Source organism: Flavobacterium sp. Leaf359 (assembly GCF_001423985.1).
Lineage (GTDB): Bacteria > Bacteroidota > Bacteroidia > Flavobacteriales > Flavobacteriaceae > Flavobacterium > Flavobacterium lindanitolerans.
In genome coordinates, this window is record NZ_LMPW01000012.1 from 336690 (window position 1) to 352866 (window position 16177).

The following is a 16177-nucleotide window of genomic DNA, read 5'->3' on the forward strand; positions in this document are numbered from 1 at the left end:
CAGCACCTCAGCACCTCAGCACCTCAGCACCTCAGAAACTTTAAAAAAATTTGCATAATTCAAAAAATATTCTAAATATTTGCACTCGAAAAATTAATAACACTTTTAAAACGAAGAAAAATGACTGTATTGGCATTATCATTTCAAAGCTACTCACCAATAGGATTTGGTGCTGTGCGTCTTCGTGGCTTATTTCAATCTTAGAAATTATTTTTTAGATATATAAAAAAGCCCGAAGCATTTTAGATTCGGGCTTTTTTTATTCTAGACACTTCAAAATTTTCCCGAAAAATAGTTCCATTATTTATCCCGAAAGGATAAAAGATTTAGCATGCTTATGTTTCATTTCCATAGTATTTGGAATTGACGTAAGTCTGCACAGAAAAATTACAATTAATAAAATTTATGGGAAATAAATTATCCGGAAAAGACCTGATTAAATTGGGCTTTCCAAAAAATAATTCAATAAATATTGCCCTTGGGCAAATAAACAGATATAGAAAAAGAGAAAAAAAGGAATCCATTCTGGCAGAAGCGAAAGAGGTTTTGCTGTATCCGGAAAAATTCAACGGACATGGAACCTGGGGAAAAGTGGCTGAAGGTCTGGTTAATCCCGTGCAAGTGAGAATGCATCAATTGAAAACAACAAGGGCTCCCTTTACGATTTTTGGAGAAAATGAAATCGATGAACAGGCCAAGTTTCAATTGTATGACTCGCTCAAACTGCCAATTTCAATAGCAGGAGCCTTAATGCCTGATGCGCATTCGGGATATGGTTTGCCAATTGGAGGCGTTTTGGCAACAGACAATGCTGTGATTCCATATGGAGTTGGTGTCGATATTGGTTGCCGTATGAGCCTTTCTGTTTTTGACCTTCCGGCATCATTCCTAAAAGGGAAAGACGACCAGCTACAGACCATATTGAAAGACCATACCAAATTCGGGATGTATGAGACACATGCAATTAAGGCAGACCATGAAGTATTTTACAGAAAAGAGTTTCAGGACATTCCGCTGTTAAAACGTCTTTTGGATAAGGCTTACAAACAGCTTGGCACGTCAGGAGGCGGTAACCATTTTGTGGAATTTGGAATTGTCAAAATTGATAATCCACTACGCGAATGGAAAATAGAAGCAGGCGAGTACTTTGCTGTTCTTTCTCATAGCGGTTCGCGCGGATTAGGAGCCAACATTGCAAAGCATTATACCTATCTGGCAACAAAACAATGCCCGTTGCCAAGGAATGTACAGCATTTGGCCTGGTTGGATCTCAATACGCATGACGGACAGGAATATTGGATCGCAATGAATCTGGCGGGTGATTATGCCAAAGCCTGCCACGACGATATTCACAGGAGAATTGCCAAAATACTCGGAAAAAAAGTAGTAGTAACCATTGAAAACCATCACAATTTTGCATGGAAAGAGATGGTTGATGGCAAGGAGTGTATTGTCCATAGAAAGGGGGCGACTCCGGCTGCAGAAGGACAATTGGGGATTATTCCGGGTTCAATGACAGCACCGGGCTATATTGTGAGAGGAAAAGGAAATGCAGCAAGCCTGAATTCAGCCTCGCACGGAGCCGGGAGATTGTTTTCGAGAGCAAAGTGCAAAAGTACTTTCACCCAGAGCGAAATCAACAAAGTGCTGAAAACAAACAATGTTACACTTATTGGTGGCAATATTGATGAAGCGCCTATGGCCTACAAAGACATTACGAAAGTAATGGAAAATCAAAGCGAGTTGGTAGAAGTATTGGGAACATTCACTCCGAAAATTGTCAGGATGGACCGATAAAAAATTTAAAAAATGGAAAAGATAATTCAGATAACAGCGGGCCGTGGGCCTGCAGAATGCACTTGGGTAGTTGCCCAGGTGCTTAAAAAAGTGTTGGCAGAAGCGCAGGAGCTGCAGCTTGAAGCTGTTTTATTGCAACGCCAGACAGGTTCTGAAAATGGAACAGTTGAAACCGCTACAGTTTCTGTAAAAGGAAAAGACGTGTCAATGTTTGTAGCTTCCTGGGTTGGAACTATCCAATGGATAGGCCAAAGCCAGTTCAGGAAGATGCACAAGCGTAAAAACTGGTTTATTGGGATTTTTGAAATCGAAAACCAAAAAAGCCAGACGATTTCAGAAAACGAAATCCAATATCAGGCAATGAGAAGCTCAGGAGCCGGCGGACAGCATGTAAACAAAGTCAGTTCTGCTATCAGGGCGACACATTTGCCAACAGGAATTACTGTGGTTGCGATGGACAGTCGGTCACAGCACCAAAACAAAAAACTGGCAACAGAAAGATTATTTAAAAAACTAGAAAGCGAAAATTTACAGCAGCTCAAGGAACAGGTAGGCAAACAATGGGAAAACCAACTGAATATACAGCGCGGAAACCCGATAAGGATATTTGCCGGAACCGATTTCAAGAAGAATAAAATTGAGAAAAGCTATAAAGGAACCCGCAGAAAATTAAAAACAGATTTAAGAAATGAAAACAATTGATAAATATGTATTTCAGGCTTTAGATAGCTATCCCTATTCACTCGAAGAAACCATTGAATCATTGGATTATGCTTTTTCCTATGATGCCAAAAATACAATGGTGCTTTGTCTTTATGGAAGAATCCAGGCGGAGCAATTACTGAATTATGAAGCCGCTAAAAGTTTTTTTGAAGAGGCTTTTACGATTAACATTCATGCGCTTGAGGTTTACCCTTATTATATACAGACGCTTATCTTAAATGAAGATTATGAAGAAGCGATGCGATTAATTGATTTTGCACTTACAATAAAAGGCATAAGTAAAGCAGGCGTTTTTATAAAGAAAGCCATACTTTTTGAAGTACAGCATAAATTCAAAAAAGCAATGAAAGAAATCAGAAATGCAAAGCTGCATTCGATTAGCTATGATTCAGAGTCTGAGATTAGAGATGTTGAAAAAAGAATCAAGGGTAAGATGGAATTGGTCGAAAAGAAAAAGAACAAGTCCAAGAAATTATCAAAATAATTTCAAAATGAAAAAGGTTGCCATTTTTGGCAACCTTTTTATTATCGTATTAAAGAGAAATGCCCTCTATATTCTTTTCCATCAGATCTGGTTACTAAAAACCAATAATCTGTTGCGGGCAATTTTTCTCCATTAAGTGTTCCGTCCCAACCGGCAGAATTGTGTGCCAATTCTGCAATGAATTTACCGTATCGATCAAAAATTTGCACTTTTAATCCTGGCTCATGCATTGAAAATTTGATTTTCCAAAAATCATTTACAGCATCATTATTAGGACTGAAAAATTTTGGATACATCAGAAGGAAAACTTCTTCTTTGGCAATACCACAATTATTTGTATCCTTTACATAAACGGTATATTGGCCGCTATCCAAACCGTAAAATGTATTTGAAGTCTGATAGTTGATACCATCTAATGAATAAACATAATTACCAATGCTTGAATTTGAAAGCAGTACTGTTATGGCATTGTTGGTAGCAGTAAAATCACGGGTTTCTATTTTAGTAATCGTAGCTTTATTGGATGCCACTACAGTAATTGATTTTGTTGTTGAGCATATTGCGTTTCCATGTCTTTTTGTAACGGTAACAGAATAATTGCCAACTTCATTTACGGTAATAGATTGAGTAGTAGCGCCAGTAGACCACAAATAGCTATCGTATCCGGTATCTGCATTGATTCTTACAGAACTATTTTCGCACATACTAAAAGTGTCTGCCATGATTAAAGCAGGTGGCTGTATTAATGTTGGCTGCAATTCAACTATCTTATAACAGAGCGAATTATAGTCAATTCTTACATAAACTATATTTGTTCCTATATTTAAATTATAAGAAGTGAATGCTGTTATTTTGTTTGAAGCCGTTTGATTCTCGGCTCCGCTATAACTGGTATAATAGCTAAAGTTATAAGTGGCAGTATTGGCAATAAGATTGTCATTATATGCAGCAAGGTTAATGCTTTCTCTCTGGTCATTCAAATCATCGCAAATATTGAAAGCAAAGTTGTTAGCTGGAAGTTCATTGATAATATTAGGGATCATTGGAAGCCTCATTGCGCTTTCGCATCCATTAACAGTTTGTGAAGCCCAATAGACTATATCATCGACTAATGGAGTTGAATAAGGTAGTATGCTTCCGCCAAACTGACTGTCATAAAAAACAACATTTGTTCCTGTAACTACAAAATCGTTTAATGTTAAATTATGTGTGTCACAGAATTGCTGTACAGCAAAACCACTAGGCGGGTTGGTATATTGAATAGTTACCGCAATAGCCATTCTCCCACTTTCACAACCATTGATTGTTTGTGAAGCATAGTAAGTCTTTCCATTTTCGATTAAAGTCGTCGATGGTAGAAGATTCCCTGCTATCAAAGCATCATACCATTTTATATTCTGTCCGGTAACTGTAATGTCGCTTAAGGCAAGAGTCATCTTATAACAGAAAAAAGCAGTGGCATTTGCTACCGGTAGCGGTGTCGGATTGATGACAACCGTTTGGTTTTGTGTAGAGGAATTGTTATTTGCGTCAGTATATTTCCATACAATAGTATAAGTTCCTTCAGTTGTAAAGGTTAACAGGCTGGTTGTTGTAGCCGTGATAATTGTACCACATTGGTCTGTAGCAGTTGGCGGAACTATTGTTAGTGTATTGCAATCTCCTGTTAAAGTTGGCAGACTAGGATTGTTAGGAGTTGGAGCTGCTATATTGCCTACAACAACTTCTATGTCTAATGTATTATCACATCCGGCACTTCCGGTTATAGAGCAGAAGTAGGTGCCGTTATGAGAACTCGTAGCATTCAGTATTGTAGGATTGGCAATATTAGAAGTGAAGCCGTTAGGGCCTGTCCAGGAATAACCTGTTCCGCCGCTGGCTGTCAGCTGAATTGTATTACCAATACATACAGGGGAGTTACTAGATATAGTAGTTGTTGACATACAATCTCTGAATTTTACTAGATAATTATCAGGTTCTGGATTAGAGCCCAATGCACCCTGATGTGCATTCAGTGTTGCTATTCCTGTTGTACTTCCAAAAACACTTCCAAAGAGATAAATGTCATTATTACTGTCTATATCCACAAAAGCTAATTGCGTAGCTCTTTCCCCACCATAAAAGGTTCCCCAGACCCTTTGACCTGTAGGAGACATTTTTAAGAGAAAAGCCTTGTGATAGAAGCCTTTTACAGGCATGAAGGCATCAGGAGTCGTGAATCCGTCGCTAAGACTTGTATCACCAGAAAGATAGGCTTCATCATTATTATTTACCGCAAGATCTCTAAATCTCTCTATAAAATAAGTTCCCCATACTTTTTGCTGTGTTTGGACATTGAATTTTATAAGGAAAGATGCTTCGTCGTTAGTTAGGAATGTAGCGTTATTATTTCCTTGAAAATTGGGTCTGAATGTACCGGGTGTCCCAATATTTTGATTTCTGGTTTTACCATATACATATAAATTGTCTCCTTTGATGGCGTTGCCAAATATTTCTTGTTGCCCTCCCATATAGGTTGCCCATATACGTTGTCCGTTAAGCGAAAATTTTAAAATAAGACCATCAAATCCATCGATTAAATTTGGCTGATAAGAGCCGGGTGAAGCTAAATTTGGATTTCCTGTAAAACCTGTGACATATAAGAAATTGTCGTCGGAAATTACACATGAAGAAAGAACATCAACTGTATTTCCTCCATAATAAGTTGCCCAAACAAGAGCTCCTAGTGGAGTGAATTTGGCAATAAATCCATCGTTTGTCGTATTAGAAGATTGATAGCTAGGCTGAAAAGCACCCGGGGTGGAAATATTTGTATGGCTGCTCGTGGTTCCTACGGCATATACATTGCCATTGCTGTCTGTGCTTAAATCTATGACTTCTTCATTTTGTTCTCCGCCAAAATAGGTTCCCCATTCACGAATTCCTGAACTGTTTAATTTTACGATAAAACCGTCACTATAATTATTTTTTGTTGGTTGGTGTGACCCGGGAGATGAGATATCTGCTGGTGCAAATGTGGTTCCGCAGAAAAAGATATTTGAATTCAAGTCACATTTTACAGAATAGATTTCGGATCTGTAGTACGTTCCCCACAGGCGATCCCCATTGGTGTCAAATTTGCCAACAAAACCATTCGTTTGGCCTATAATAGTACTTTGATGGGTACCACTCGTTGCCATATTTGTTGTGCTTGTAGTTCTGCCACATACTATGGCATTATCCAATGGGTCAATTTTAATATTAAGCCCTAGTTCTTGCCCATTGCCGCCATAATAGGTTCCCCATAATCGAATTGGTACCGGGTCAATAACAATAGTCTTGTTTTCTAAATTTTCAGAAGATTCAAATCCATAAAGGTTTTTCTTTATTTTTTTATATCCCACATTAATCCTGCTTTGTTCGTTTCCGGTTTCAACCCAGCTTAAAGGCAATACTTCTTCCATTTCGCCAAAATGAACCTGCATTTTTATCTTATTGTCATACAGTTTTGTTTCTGCTCCATTAAATTTCATCCGGATATCAGAAATTTTCCCGCCGGGATGAATGATGAAATTATATTCTACCGTTTTGGTTGAATCTTGAGGAACAAAAAAGACAGCATCAATATTGTTGTAAAGGTTTTTGTAGGTAACTTTTTTATATTTATGTACCATTAAAATACCGTTAGGAGTATTGGGAACAGTATAGTAATTATCGTAATCTTTAGATTTGTTTTCTGCAATTAGTTTGACATCTGCATTAGAATCTACAAAATCAATATCAATTCGGTGGTATTGGTATTCATAAGTGTGATCATCTAGGACCTCTTTTTTAAGATCCGAAAACACTTGTGGCTCTTTGTTTTTCTCTTTTTTGGTTAGAAGCTTCTTACTTTCATAAATGTCATATGAAAAACCATTTTTCTTGAGCTGGACGTTTAACCCGTTTGAGTTTAGTAAATATAATACTGATGGATTAGCCTTTCCTTTTTGGTCGATAATCTGTCCTTTGTTTTCAGAAAACCCGGTTGGATTATTTTGCTTTTGTCCAAAAGCCGGCAACATTATAATAAAAACTATTAATAAAATAAGATTCTTCACAAATGATTTTTTAAGCTGCAAAATTATAAAAAAAATCGTCTTAAAAATTTCTTAAATTTAACAAGAAGCACTAAGTTTGAAATGAAATATAAATAAAAGATATAACCTTATATGAGAGCACTTAAAATCATTTCTGACTTACTTCCTATTCCAAGTTATACAGTAATATTAATCTGTTTTTTCTTTCCTTTTATAACAATCAAATGTGGTACGACAGAATTGGTTTCTGTTACAGGCTTTGATTATGTGGTTGGAACCGACATGAAGGAAAAGATGAAAGACAATGAATTTTCTAAAAAATTAGAAAAACAATTAGGTAAAGATTTGTTTGGTGCGGCTGGAACGAACCTGGATTCTCTTGATGTTGATGAAGACGGCAATCCGATAAAAGCTGAAAGTCTGCCGCTTCCTGAAGAAACACCAGATGAAAAAAGTAGTAGAATTGTTATGATGATTATGATGGGAATCCCATTCTTTATGGCAATAGCAGGATTGATTTTGAGTTTTGTCAAAGCCAAACGAAAAGGTCTGCTGCATATCATCTTTTCTTCTATTGGCTTCATAGTATTACTTGTTTTTGGAATCATAATCAAAAGTTCTGATGAACTAAATGCCGTTTCATCTATGGCAGATGGAATGGGTGGGGGAATGATTTCCATAGGTATGGGAACGGCTTATTATATGGCAACTATACTGTTTCTGTTGGTGATTATGTTTTTTGGTATGCTGAAGTACCTGAAAAAACTCTATAAGGAAGAACAGGCCATCCGCGAAGAAGCACTGGATGAATTTCTGACGAAAGAATAATTTATAAAACTCCCAAACGGGAGTTTTTTCGTTTTATACAGGCACTTTCATAAATAAGCAATATTTTTGCGACTTAATATAACCTGTTTTGAATCCGACCGTTTTTCTAATTACGCCACCCTTTACTCAGCTGAATACACCGTATCCGGCAACGGCCTATATTAAAGGTTTTTTGAACACCAAGAACATTTCTTCTTTTCAGGCTGATTTGGGCATTGAGGTTATATTAGAATTATTTTCCAGAAAAGGATTAACCGACCTGTTTTCGGAAGCTGAAAAAGCAACGGATAAATCGGATAATGCGAAACGGATTCTGGCATTACAGGAGGAGTATATTAAGACAATCGACTCGGTTATGCTTTTCCTGCAAGGCAAAAACCCAACCCTGTCGCATCTGATTTGTCAGGAAGATTTTCTTCCCGAAGCTTCCCGGTTTTTACAGCTTGAAGAATTGGACTGGGCTTTCGGAACTATGGGAACTCAGGACAAGGCTAAACATTTGGCGACTCTCTACCTTGAAGATATTTCTGATTTTATCGTTGAATGTGTCGATGAAAATTTCGGATTTAGCCGCTATGCAGAGAGAATGGGACGTTCTGCCAATTCTTTTGATGCGCTTTACGACATGCTGCATAGGGAGCCTACTTATATTGATAGACTATTACTCGGAAATTTGGATAGGAAAATGAAAGAATTGCAACCAAAGCTGGTCTGCTTTTCAGTTCCTTTTCCGGGAAATTTATACAGTGCCTTTAAAAGCGCCCAGTTTATCAAAAAACAGTATCCTGATACCAAGATTGCCATGGGTGGTGGATTTCCAAACACGGAATTACGCTCTTTGTCTGATATCAGGGTGATGGAATTTTTCGATTATATCACTCTTGATGACGGCGAAGCTCCTATTGAAGAGCTTATTCTGAATATTGAAAATCCTGAATATGATTCATGGAAGAGGACATTTCTTTTGGTAGACGGAAAAATTGCCTATAAGAATAATTCATCCAAAAAAGATTACAAGCAATCAGAAGTAGGAACACCTGATTATTCAGACCTGCTCTTAGACAGTTATATTTCGGTTATTGAAATTGTCAACCCTATGCACCGTATGTGGAGTGACGGGCGTTGGAATAAGCTTACCATGGCGCATGGATGCTATTGGGGTAAATGTACGTTTTGTGATATTTCACTGGATTACATAAAAGTATATGAGCCGGTGGCGGCCAGGTTGCTTTGCGACAGAATGGAGGAGCTTATTGCACAAACAGGGCAGAACGGTTTTCATTTTGTTGACGAAGCTGCACCTCCGGCATTGATGCGGGCTCTTGCATTGGAAATTTTACGCAGAAAATTGGCGGTTACCTGGTGGACTAATATCCGTTTTGAAAAGAGTTTTACCCGTGATTTGTGCCTTTTGTTAAAGGCCTCAGGCTGCATTGCTGTTTCAGGCGGTTTGGAAGTAGCTTCAGACAGGCTGTTGGAGCTAATTCAAAAAGGTGTTACTGTAGCACAGGTTGCACGGGTGACGCGAAATTTTACGGAAGCAGGTATAATGGTACATGCTTATCTGATGTATGGTTTTCCAACACAAACGGCCCAGGAAACAATTGACTCCCTGGAAATGGTACGCCAGTTATTTGAAATGGGAGTCTTGCAATCCGGTTTTTGGCACCAATTTGCTATGACGGCTCATAGTCCTGTAGGAATGTATCCTGAAAAATTTGGCGTACTAAAAGAGACAGAAGTCTTGGGTAGCTTTGCCAACAATGATATTGTACATATTGATAAAACAGGAACAGACCATGATGCCTTTAGTTATGGCTTAAAGAAATCGCTCTTCAACTATATGCATGGTATCTGTTTTGATTTTCCGCTGCAGGATTGGTTTGATTTTAAAGTACCCCGAACCAAAATTCCAGGCGATTATATCTATAATGCCATACATGAAGATGAAAACAGTTTCGCCAAACCAACGGCAAAAGTGATTTGGTTAGGCAATAAGCCTGTGATTTCAACCTATACTAAATCTAAAAAAGGAAATTCATGGGAAATGGCTTCTCTTGATTTTCATACTAAAAAAGAAGCTTTTGCCATTTCTGTAGGAAAAGAACAGGGAATATGGTTGGGAGCTATATTGGAGAAAATTGCGGTTTCAAACCTGAAAACGTACACCTATCAGGAGATTAAAACGGATTATGAAAACTCCGGGTTCGAAGATTTTGAACTGTTTTGGTATAGTAAACCCATCAATTCATTGAGAGAACAGGGCTTACTGGTGCTCTAGTTGGTCATAGCTTTCTTTTCGCTATCTTCTTTCATTTTTAAATATTTGGCTGCCTGGTCTTTGGATAATAATTTTAAAATTTCGACATCAATCTTGTCCATTATTTCACGCATTTTATCTTTTTTTTCCTGAACATGCAGATTGCTTTTGGAAATTTCCTCAATGCTGTTTTTATTGTCGTTTATAATTGCTTTTACGGCAGCAAATTGTAAGCCGTCCAGTTTTATTTCCTTATCAAGATATGTAGCCCAGTTCTCTCCCATGTCTACTTTTTCATTGCTGTTTTTTTTAGGTTTGTTCTGTCTTACTTCAGAACCTATAGACCTGTCGACACCACCTCCGTATGGATTGTAGTATTGAGCCGAAGCAGTTTCTGGACAAAGCATTAGGAAAAATATAGCGATAAAAAATAATCCGGTTTTCATAAATTAAAAATTTGAGCTCCAAACTTACTCATTTTTAAGCCAAAGTATAATGAAATGACCTATTTTAACAGGATGTAAACCGTTCAACGGTCATTATCATTGACTTCTGACTCATTTTCTGGTTTTGCCTTGTATTCTTCGTTGAAAAATTTTTCTACCTTTTTTTGGTCTTTAAAATTTCGCTTCATCAGAAATACAATTAAAATCAAGCCAATCAAAACTACAATTGCTATTGTTATCCAGTTGATTTCCATGGTTTTTTATATAAAGTTATGAAAATCCCAATAAAGTTTTGTATTATCTTTTTTGATGTTCTTCTTTTAACAACGAATAGATTTCTGAATTTTCAAATTGCCCTTCTTTTTGATAATGTTGTCTCATGACACCTTCTTTTACAAAGCCAAATTTTTTGACAAGTTGTATCGACGCATTGTTGGTTGGACTTATAAATGCTTCAACTCTATGGAGCTGCATTTTATCAAAACCATAGTCAAGAACAGATTGCAACGCTTCGCTCATTAACCCCATTCTTTTGAAATTGTCATCTGTTAGTGCATATCCAATTTCGGCACGGGCATGGTCCAAATACCAGGTATGATAGCCGCATCCGCCAATAACCTTATTGTTTTTTTTGTCGAGTAATTGAAATAACAACATGGACTTGTTGTAGGTGGTAATTCCCTTTTTGAATTTTTCTTTTTCTTTCTGCAGTTTTTCAGGAGTATTGATGCCTAAAAATTCAGAAAGTTCTTTTTCGGAAAAATGCTCATAAATATATTGGTAGGCTTCAAGATCAATCTTTCTTAAAAGGAGTCTTTCTGTTTCAATAGTAAAAAAAGTCATATTAAAATAGTAAATAATACTAAGTATAAAAGTAATAAAAAAATGTCTGAATTTTCAGGAAATAAAGGATAGTATATATTCTTTATCAATATAAATTAATCTATGTTCGGAAAATATTTTATATTTTTCATTATAAATTTATTGTTTTTCAATAAAAATAAATATATTTGTCCGGTAATCATTAAAAATCAAACGATATGGAAATCAAAATTGGTACTAAGCTAATCCTTCAGGTATTGCATGTCATATCCTGGATCATATTTCTCGGATTGTGTTTTGAAGCGGGTGCTCTTATAGTTAATGCTATTATGATGTTCACGCTTGATGCTACAGAAATTAAACGTTTATGGATGCTGATTGATTTGTCTGATTTGTACAAATACGGTTCTCATCATTATGTGGTAATAATGTCACAAATTATTATTGTGGCTGTACTGAAAGCACTGATGTTTTATTTGATTGTAAAGATTCTGTATGAAAATAAGTTGGATATGGCACAACCTTTCAACCAGGCAATGGGACGTTTCATTTCGCTAATATCGTATCTGGCTTTAGGAATAGGTTTTTTTTCTGCCTGGGGAGAGAAATACACTAAGGGGCTGGTTCTGGAAGGTGTTTCTATGCCAGGTTTAGACGATATGCACTTTGACGGTTCTGATGTGTGGTTGTTTATGGGGATAATTCTTTTGATTATAGCACAAATTTTTAAAAGAGGTATCGAAATCCAAACTGAAAATGATCTAACAATATAGCTTATGCCGATAATAGTAAATTTAGATGTAATGATGGCAAAGCGAAAAATGTCGCTCAATGAGCTTTCTGAAAAGGTAGACATAACACTGTCGAATCTTTCCATCCTAAAAACAGGAAAAGCCAAAGCTGTCCGATTTAGTACACTGGAAGCTATATGTAAAGCCTTAGATTGCCAGCCGGCAGATATTCTGGAATATCAGCCTGATACGAAATAACTTTGTAATAGTTACTGATTTTTAAAAGTCCGCTGTGTTGACTACTTGCGGACTTTTTTGTGTTATCGGGTCATTTGATAGCTTGTCAGTTTTTTAATCTTTCCGTTTTCCATTTGGAAGACATCACAAAATGCTGCATTAAGCAGGTCACCAGACCTGAAGTTACATGTGATCTTCCCTTCAACTACAACAATATCGTTTTCTTCGGTGAGACTGATGATTTCAATTTCAGGATTTTCTATAAAATGGTTTTTTTCAATTTCTTTGTCAAAAGCTTCTTTTCCAATCAGGTGAAAAAATCCGGGCATATCCCAGACAATATCTTCTGCAAGACATGAAAGAATTTTTTTGTGGTCGTAAGTCCTAAAGCCTTCTATATACGAAACCACTGTATATTTATTCGAAGTCATGGCCTATAAGTTTTTCAAGCGACGTACTAAAATTACAAAATATTTGTCTGTTATTCAGTTTTTTAGATTTATTATAACTGCAATTTTGACATTAACGTTCTGTTAACAAAGAAGTAGTTTTCATTAACTCAGTCTCTTATATATAATGATACATTTGTGCAAATAACCAATCAAACTTCGCCTATGAAAACTGTTTTTATATCGTTGCTCTTTGTAGTAGGTTTTACTGCCAGGGCACAAACAGAAGAAGAAATTGTAGAGAAACGTATCGATGAAGCCCGAAAGTTATTTCATTTTTCACAGGACTATCAGGCAGAAATGGATAAGATAGTAAAGGATTATCCGCGCTCTGCCTATGCCTGGCAACAAAAAGCAATGCCTCTTTTTAAACAAGGTAAATATGAATATGCGATGCCTTTTTTGGACAAAGCAGTTGCGCTGAACCCCAAATTATATATGGATTACAGGGCTTTTATGAAATGTATTTTTGGTAAACGTTATGTCGAAGCAATTGAGGATTTTGAAGCCGCCAAGAAACTTAGCGGCAATTCCTATGTCATGGACCATACGTATGATTTTTATATAGCGCTTTCTTGCTTACAGTTGGGAAGATTTGCAGAGGCGGAACAGATACTCGAGGCGGATAGGGAAGCCCACCTTGCTACAAGTAGTGTTGAACCACATTTTTTGGATGTGTTTTATATGGGTATAGCGAAGTATGAGCTGGGTAAATATGAGGAAGCGATAGCGCAATTTGATATCTCAATTGGAACTTACCGGGAGTTTTCCGATGCGGAATATTATAAAGCTTTATGTCTGATTAAGTTGGGAAGGAATAATGAAGCGGAGAAGTTGATGCAAAAAGCCATAACCGATTATAGAAATGGTTTCACCATCAACGAAGATAATGTGGTTTACGAACGTTATCCTTATCAGGTTTATTTTCTGAAATAAGTCAGGATAATAATATAAAAGCCCCGGCAGGAACCGGGGCTTTTTATTTCAAAAGATTTGTTTTAAATTATAAAACAGCTTCGCCATACAAGTCAAATTCGGCAGCATCAGTAATTCTTACATTTACGAATTCTCCGGTTTTTAAGTAGGCTTTAGAAGCATCAATCAGAACCTCGTTATCAACGTCCGGGCTGTCAAATTCTGTTCTTCCAACAAAATGGTTGCCTTCCTTGCGGTCAATGATGCAACGGAAAACCTGCCCGATTTTTTCCTGGTTTAATTCCCATGAAATCTGAGACTGGAGTTCCATGATTTCGTTTGCACGCTGTTGTTTTACTTCGGCAGGAACATCGTCTTCCAGTAGATAGGCATGTGTGTTTTCTTCGTGAGAATACGCAAAACAACCCAATCTCTCAAATCGCATTTCTTCAACCCAGTTTTTCAAAATTTGGAAGTCTTCTTCGGTTTCTCCCGGATATCCTACAATCAGGGTCGTTCTGATAGTCATTCCAGGTACTGTGTTACGGAAATCTTCGATGAGTTTTGTCGTTTTGGCCTGAGTTGTTCCGCGACGCATTGATTTTAAAATGTTGTCGGATATATGCTGAAGCGGGATGTCAAGATAGTTGCAAATCTTTGGCTCTCTTTTCATCAGTTCCAGAACATCCATAGGGAAACCTGTTGGGAAAGCATAATGCAGACGAATCCATTCAATGCCTTCAACTGCAGCTAAATTTTCCAGTAGCTCAGCCAGATTTCTCTTTTTGTATAAATCAAGACCATAGTAGGTCAAATCCTGGGCAATAAGTATCAGTTCCTTTACTCCGTTTTTGGCCAGTCCTTTTGCTTCGTTTACCAATTTTTCAATGGGCTGTGAAACGTGTTTGCCACGCATTAATGGAATGGCGCAGAAACTGCAAGGACGGTCACATCCTTCGGCAATTTTAAGATAGGCATAATTTTTAGGCGTAGTTGTAAGACGTTCGCCCAATAACTCATGTCTGTAGTCGGCACCTAAGGCTTTTAAAAGGCCCGGTAGTTCTGTAGTTCCAAAATATTGGTCTACATTTGGTATTTCCTTAATCAAATCCGGCTTGTAACGTTCTGAAAGGCATCCGGTCACAAACACCTTGTCAACAAGGCCTTGCTCTTTTTTGTCAACATAGTTAAGGATCATGTTTACAGATTCTTCCTTTGCATTGTCAATAAAACCGCAAGTGTTGATTACAATGATATTTCCTTCTTCATGGGCTGGGGCTTCGTGAGTTACGTCTTTGCCGCTGGCACGGAGCTGACCCATCAGCACTTCGCTGTCATACACGTTTTTGGAACATCCCAATGTAATTACATTGATTTTGTTTTTCTTTAATGACTTGGTTCTCATAGAATTGTAAATTGGAGTGCAAAATTAAGCTTTTTATGAATAGTAGCACTATGGTTGGGTAAATTTTATGAGGTTGACTTTAGGGTAAGAAAAATAGTTGGATGTAAAATAGATTCAGAAGAAAGCCGTTTTATATCGGTATTAGTTTTGATATATTGCGTTTTTATATTTTATGATGGTTTTATGAAGAAAATAGGAATGTTCTTTTTGTTGCTGGCTCCTTTGATGCTTTTGGCACAGCAACGGGATGTTAAGGTATATAGGGAGTTTATTGAAGGAAAGACGGTAGTTTTTGCTGACAATAATGAGTTTTGTCCGGTTTCCGTCTTGATACGGACAGAGCTTCTTAATATGAAAAGCAGCCTTAAAGCGCCTTATGTACTGGTTCCGGCAAAGGCAAAAAGATTTGTGCTGATGGAAATCTCAGTAATTAATCTTAAAAAGGAATTTAATTTTAAATACCAGAGCTCATTTTTCCTGGGTGATATCAATCTAAGGAAATATGATATCGATTTCCCGTATAGTCTGCCGTATAAAGAAGGAGAAGAATATAGTATTGGACAGGGGTATAATGGCAAGATTTCACATCAGGGTGAATTTGCCCTTGATTTCATCATGCCTGTCGGTACTGAAATTACGGCTGCCAGAGATGGTATTGTTGTTGATGTTCAGGATAGCAATACGGAAACCTGTATGTCGAAAGACTGTGCAGAATTTAATAATTATATCGTGATTTATCACGAAGACGGAACAATGGCGGAATATACGCACATTGACACCAAAGGTTCTTTGGTCAAAAAAGGAGATGTTGTTAAAAGAGGAGATAAAATCGGACTTAGTGGCAATATTGGCTGGTCATCCGGGCCACATCTGCATTTTTTCAGTTTTGTTTCGGATATAGAGAAGGGCAGGAGGTCTATCCGTACAAAATTCAGGACAGAAGGAAACAAGCTCGAATTCCTGCAGGAAAAGAAATCGTATAAAAAAGATTATGAGTTTTAATAAAAAAGCCTCTGCATTTG

15 protein-coding genes are annotated in these 16177 nt (G+C 37.2%); 9 read left to right on the plus strand and 6 right to left on the minus strand.

Features of this window, described 5'->3' with window-relative positions; all coding sequences use genetic code 11:
• The first annotated feature begins 405 nt into the window (after positions 1–405).
• Genes ASG38_RS09855 through ASG38_RS09865 form a run of 3 tightly spaced genes read left to right on the plus strand, consistent with a single transcriptional unit; the run spans position 406 to position 3004 of the window.
• Positions 406–1797, plus strand: coding sequence for an RtcB family protein (locus tag ASG38_RS09855; RefSeq protein ID WP_056069927.1), 1392 nt, complete (start codon positions 406–408; stop codon positions 1795–1797).
• A 12-nt stretch (positions 1798–1809) separates the two neighbouring features.
• The gene (gene prfH, locus ASG38_RS09860; protein WP_056069930.1) at positions 1810–2499 is read left to right on the plus strand and encodes a peptide chain release factor H; all 690 of its coding nucleotides are present in this window, start codon (positions 1810–1812) and stop codon (positions 2497–2499) included.
• A complete protein-coding gene (locus ASG38_RS09865; RefSeq protein ID WP_056069934.1) occupies positions 2486–3004 on the plus strand; it encodes a hypothetical protein in 519 nt (172 codons plus the stop codon). The genes prfH and ASG38_RS09865 overlap by 14 nt, the downstream gene beginning before the upstream one ends.
• Positions 3005–3045: 41 nt before the next feature.
• Here the strand turns inward: ASG38_RS09865 and ASG38_RS09870 are convergent, their stop codons facing one another.
• Entirely contained in the window at positions 3046–7083 is a 4038-nt protein-coding gene (locus ASG38_RS09870; protein ID WP_157486137.1) for a T9SS type B sorting domain-containing protein, read from the minus strand.
• Between the two features lie 111 nt (positions 7084–7194).
• Here ASG38_RS09870 and ASG38_RS09875 point away from each other — a divergent pair, with 111 nt between their 5' ends.
• Together ASG38_RS09875 and ASG38_RS09880 are read left to right on the plus strand one after the other, a co-directional pair.
• On the plus strand, positions 7195–7890 hold the full coding sequence (locus tag ASG38_RS09875; RefSeq protein WP_056069940.1) for a hypothetical protein: 696 nt from the start codon (positions 7195–7197) through the stop codon (positions 7888–7890).
• A gap of 88 nt (positions 7891–7978) precedes the next feature.
• Positions 7979–10171: a radical SAM protein gene (locus tag ASG38_RS09880; RefSeq protein WP_056069943.1), complete on the plus strand. Its 2193-nt coding sequence runs from the start codon at positions 7979–7981 to the stop codon at positions 10169–10171.
• Here the strand turns inward: ASG38_RS09880 and ASG38_RS09885 are convergent.
• From ASG38_RS09885 to ASG38_RS09890, 3 genes are all read right to left on the minus strand, one after another.
• Positions 10168–10596 carry a hypothetical protein gene (locus ASG38_RS09885; protein ID WP_056069946.1) on the minus strand — a complete coding sequence of 143 codons (429 nt, stop codon included), beginning with the start codon at positions 10594–10596 and terminating at the stop codon, positions 10168–10170. The genes ASG38_RS09880 and ASG38_RS09885 overlap by 4 nt on opposite strands.
• An 83-nt stretch (positions 10597–10679) precedes the next feature.
• A complete protein-coding gene (locus ASG38_RS17710) occupies positions 10680–10850 on the minus strand; it encodes a hypothetical protein (protein ID WP_157486138.1) in 171 nt (56 codons plus the stop codon).
• Between the two features lie 43 nt (positions 10851–10893).
• Positions 10894–11439: a GNAT family N-acetyltransferase gene (locus ASG38_RS09890; protein ID WP_056069949.1), complete on the minus strand. Its 546-nt coding sequence runs from the start codon at positions 11437–11439 to the stop codon at positions 10894–10896.
• 197 nt (positions 11440–11636) lie between these two features.
• Here ASG38_RS09890 and ASG38_RS09895 point away from each other — a divergent pair, with 197 nt between their 5' ends.
• Together ASG38_RS09895 and ASG38_RS09900 are read left to right on the plus strand one after the other, a co-directional pair.
• Complete coding sequence (locus ASG38_RS09895; protein ID WP_056069952.1) at positions 11637–12191, plus strand: DUF2975 domain-containing protein; 555 nt, start codon at positions 11637–11639, stop codon at positions 12189–12191.
• Between the two features lie 3 nt (positions 12192–12194).
• Positions 12195–12407 (plus strand): helix-turn-helix transcriptional regulator, encoded by a 213-nt coding sequence (locus tag ASG38_RS09900; protein ID WP_056069955.1) that lies wholly within the window; start codon positions 12195–12197, stop codon positions 12405–12407.
• 62 nt (positions 12408–12469) lie between these two features.
• Here ASG38_RS09900 and ASG38_RS09905 read toward each other — a convergent pair whose 3' ends face one another.
• On the minus strand, positions 12470–12817 hold the full coding sequence (locus ASG38_RS09905) for a nuclear transport factor 2 family protein (protein WP_056069958.1): 348 nt from the start codon (positions 12815–12817) through the stop codon (positions 12470–12472).
• 183 nt (positions 12818–13000) lie between these two features.
• Here ASG38_RS09905 and ASG38_RS09910 point away from each other — a divergent pair, with 183 nt between their 5' ends.
• Entirely contained in the window at positions 13001–13771 is a 771-nt protein-coding gene (locus ASG38_RS09910) for a tetratricopeptide repeat protein (protein ID WP_235498582.1), read from the plus strand.
• Between the two features lie 67 nt (positions 13772–13838).
• On the opposite strand, the gene rimO is transcribed toward ASG38_RS09910, so the two are convergent.
• Positions 13839–15155, minus strand: a complete 1317-nt coding sequence (gene rimO / locus ASG38_RS09915) for a 30S ribosomal protein S12 methylthiotransferase RimO (protein ID WP_056069961.1) — start codon at positions 15153–15155, stop codon at positions 13839–13841.
• Between the two features lie 183 nt (positions 15156–15338).
• Between rimO and ASG38_RS09920 the strand changes: the two genes are divergently transcribed.
• Positions 15339–16157, plus strand: coding sequence for a M23 family metallopeptidase (locus ASG38_RS09920; protein ID WP_157486139.1), 819 nt, complete (start codon positions 15339–15341; stop codon positions 16155–16157).
• The last annotated feature ends 20 nt before the right edge of the window (positions 16158–16177 follow it).

Excerpts from the sequence above, each read along its gene's own strand:
- ASG38_RS09905 (WP_056069958.1), bottom strand. The coding sequence starts at position 12,817 with ATGACTTCGAATAAATATACAGTGGTTTCGTATATAGAAGGCTTTAGG.
- ASG38_RS09920 (WP_157486139.1), top strand. The coding sequence starts at position 15,339 with ATGAAGAAAATAGGAATGTTCTTTTTGTTGCTGGCTCCTTTGATGCTT.
- ASG38_RS17710 (WP_157486138.1), bottom strand. The coding sequence starts at position 10,850 with ATGGAAATCAACTGGATAACAATAGCAATTGTAGTTTTGATTGGCTTG.
- ASG38_RS09855 (WP_056069927.1), top strand. The coding sequence starts at position 406 with ATGGGAAATAAATTATCCGGAAAAGACCTGATTAAATTGGGCTTTCCA.
- ASG38_RS09865 (WP_056069934.1), top strand. The coding sequence starts at position 2,486 with ATGAAAACAATTGATAAATATGTATTTCAGGCTTTAGATAGCTATCCC.
- ASG38_RS09895 (WP_056069952.1), top strand. The coding sequence starts at position 11,637 with ATGGAAATCAAAATTGGTACTAAGCTAATCCTTCAGGTATTGCATGTC.
- ASG38_RS09890 (WP_056069949.1), bottom strand. The coding sequence starts at position 11,439 with ATGACTTTTTTTACTATTGAAACAGAAAGACTCCTTTTAAGAAAGATT.
- rimO (WP_056069961.1), bottom strand. The coding sequence starts at position 15,155 with ATGAGAACCAAGTCATTAAAGAAAAACAAAATCAATGTAATTACATTG.
- ASG38_RS09875 (WP_056069940.1), top strand. The coding sequence starts at position 7,195 with ATGAGAGCACTTAAAATCATTTCTGACTTACTTCCTATTCCAAGTTAT.
- ASG38_RS09910 (WP_235498582.1), top strand. The coding sequence starts at position 13,001 with ATGAAAACTGTTTTTATATCGTTGCTCTTTGTAGTAGGTTTTACTGCC.
- ASG38_RS09885 (WP_056069946.1), bottom strand. The coding sequence starts at position 10,596 with ATGAAAACCGGATTATTTTTTATCGCTATATTTTTCCTAATGCTTTGT.
- prfH (WP_056069930.1), top strand. The coding sequence starts at position 1,810 with ATGGAAAAGATAATTCAGATAACAGCGGGCCGTGGGCCTGCAGAATGC.
- ASG38_RS09900 (WP_056069955.1), top strand. The coding sequence starts at position 12,195 with ATGCCGATAATAGTAAATTTAGATGTAATGATGGCAAAGCGAAAAATG.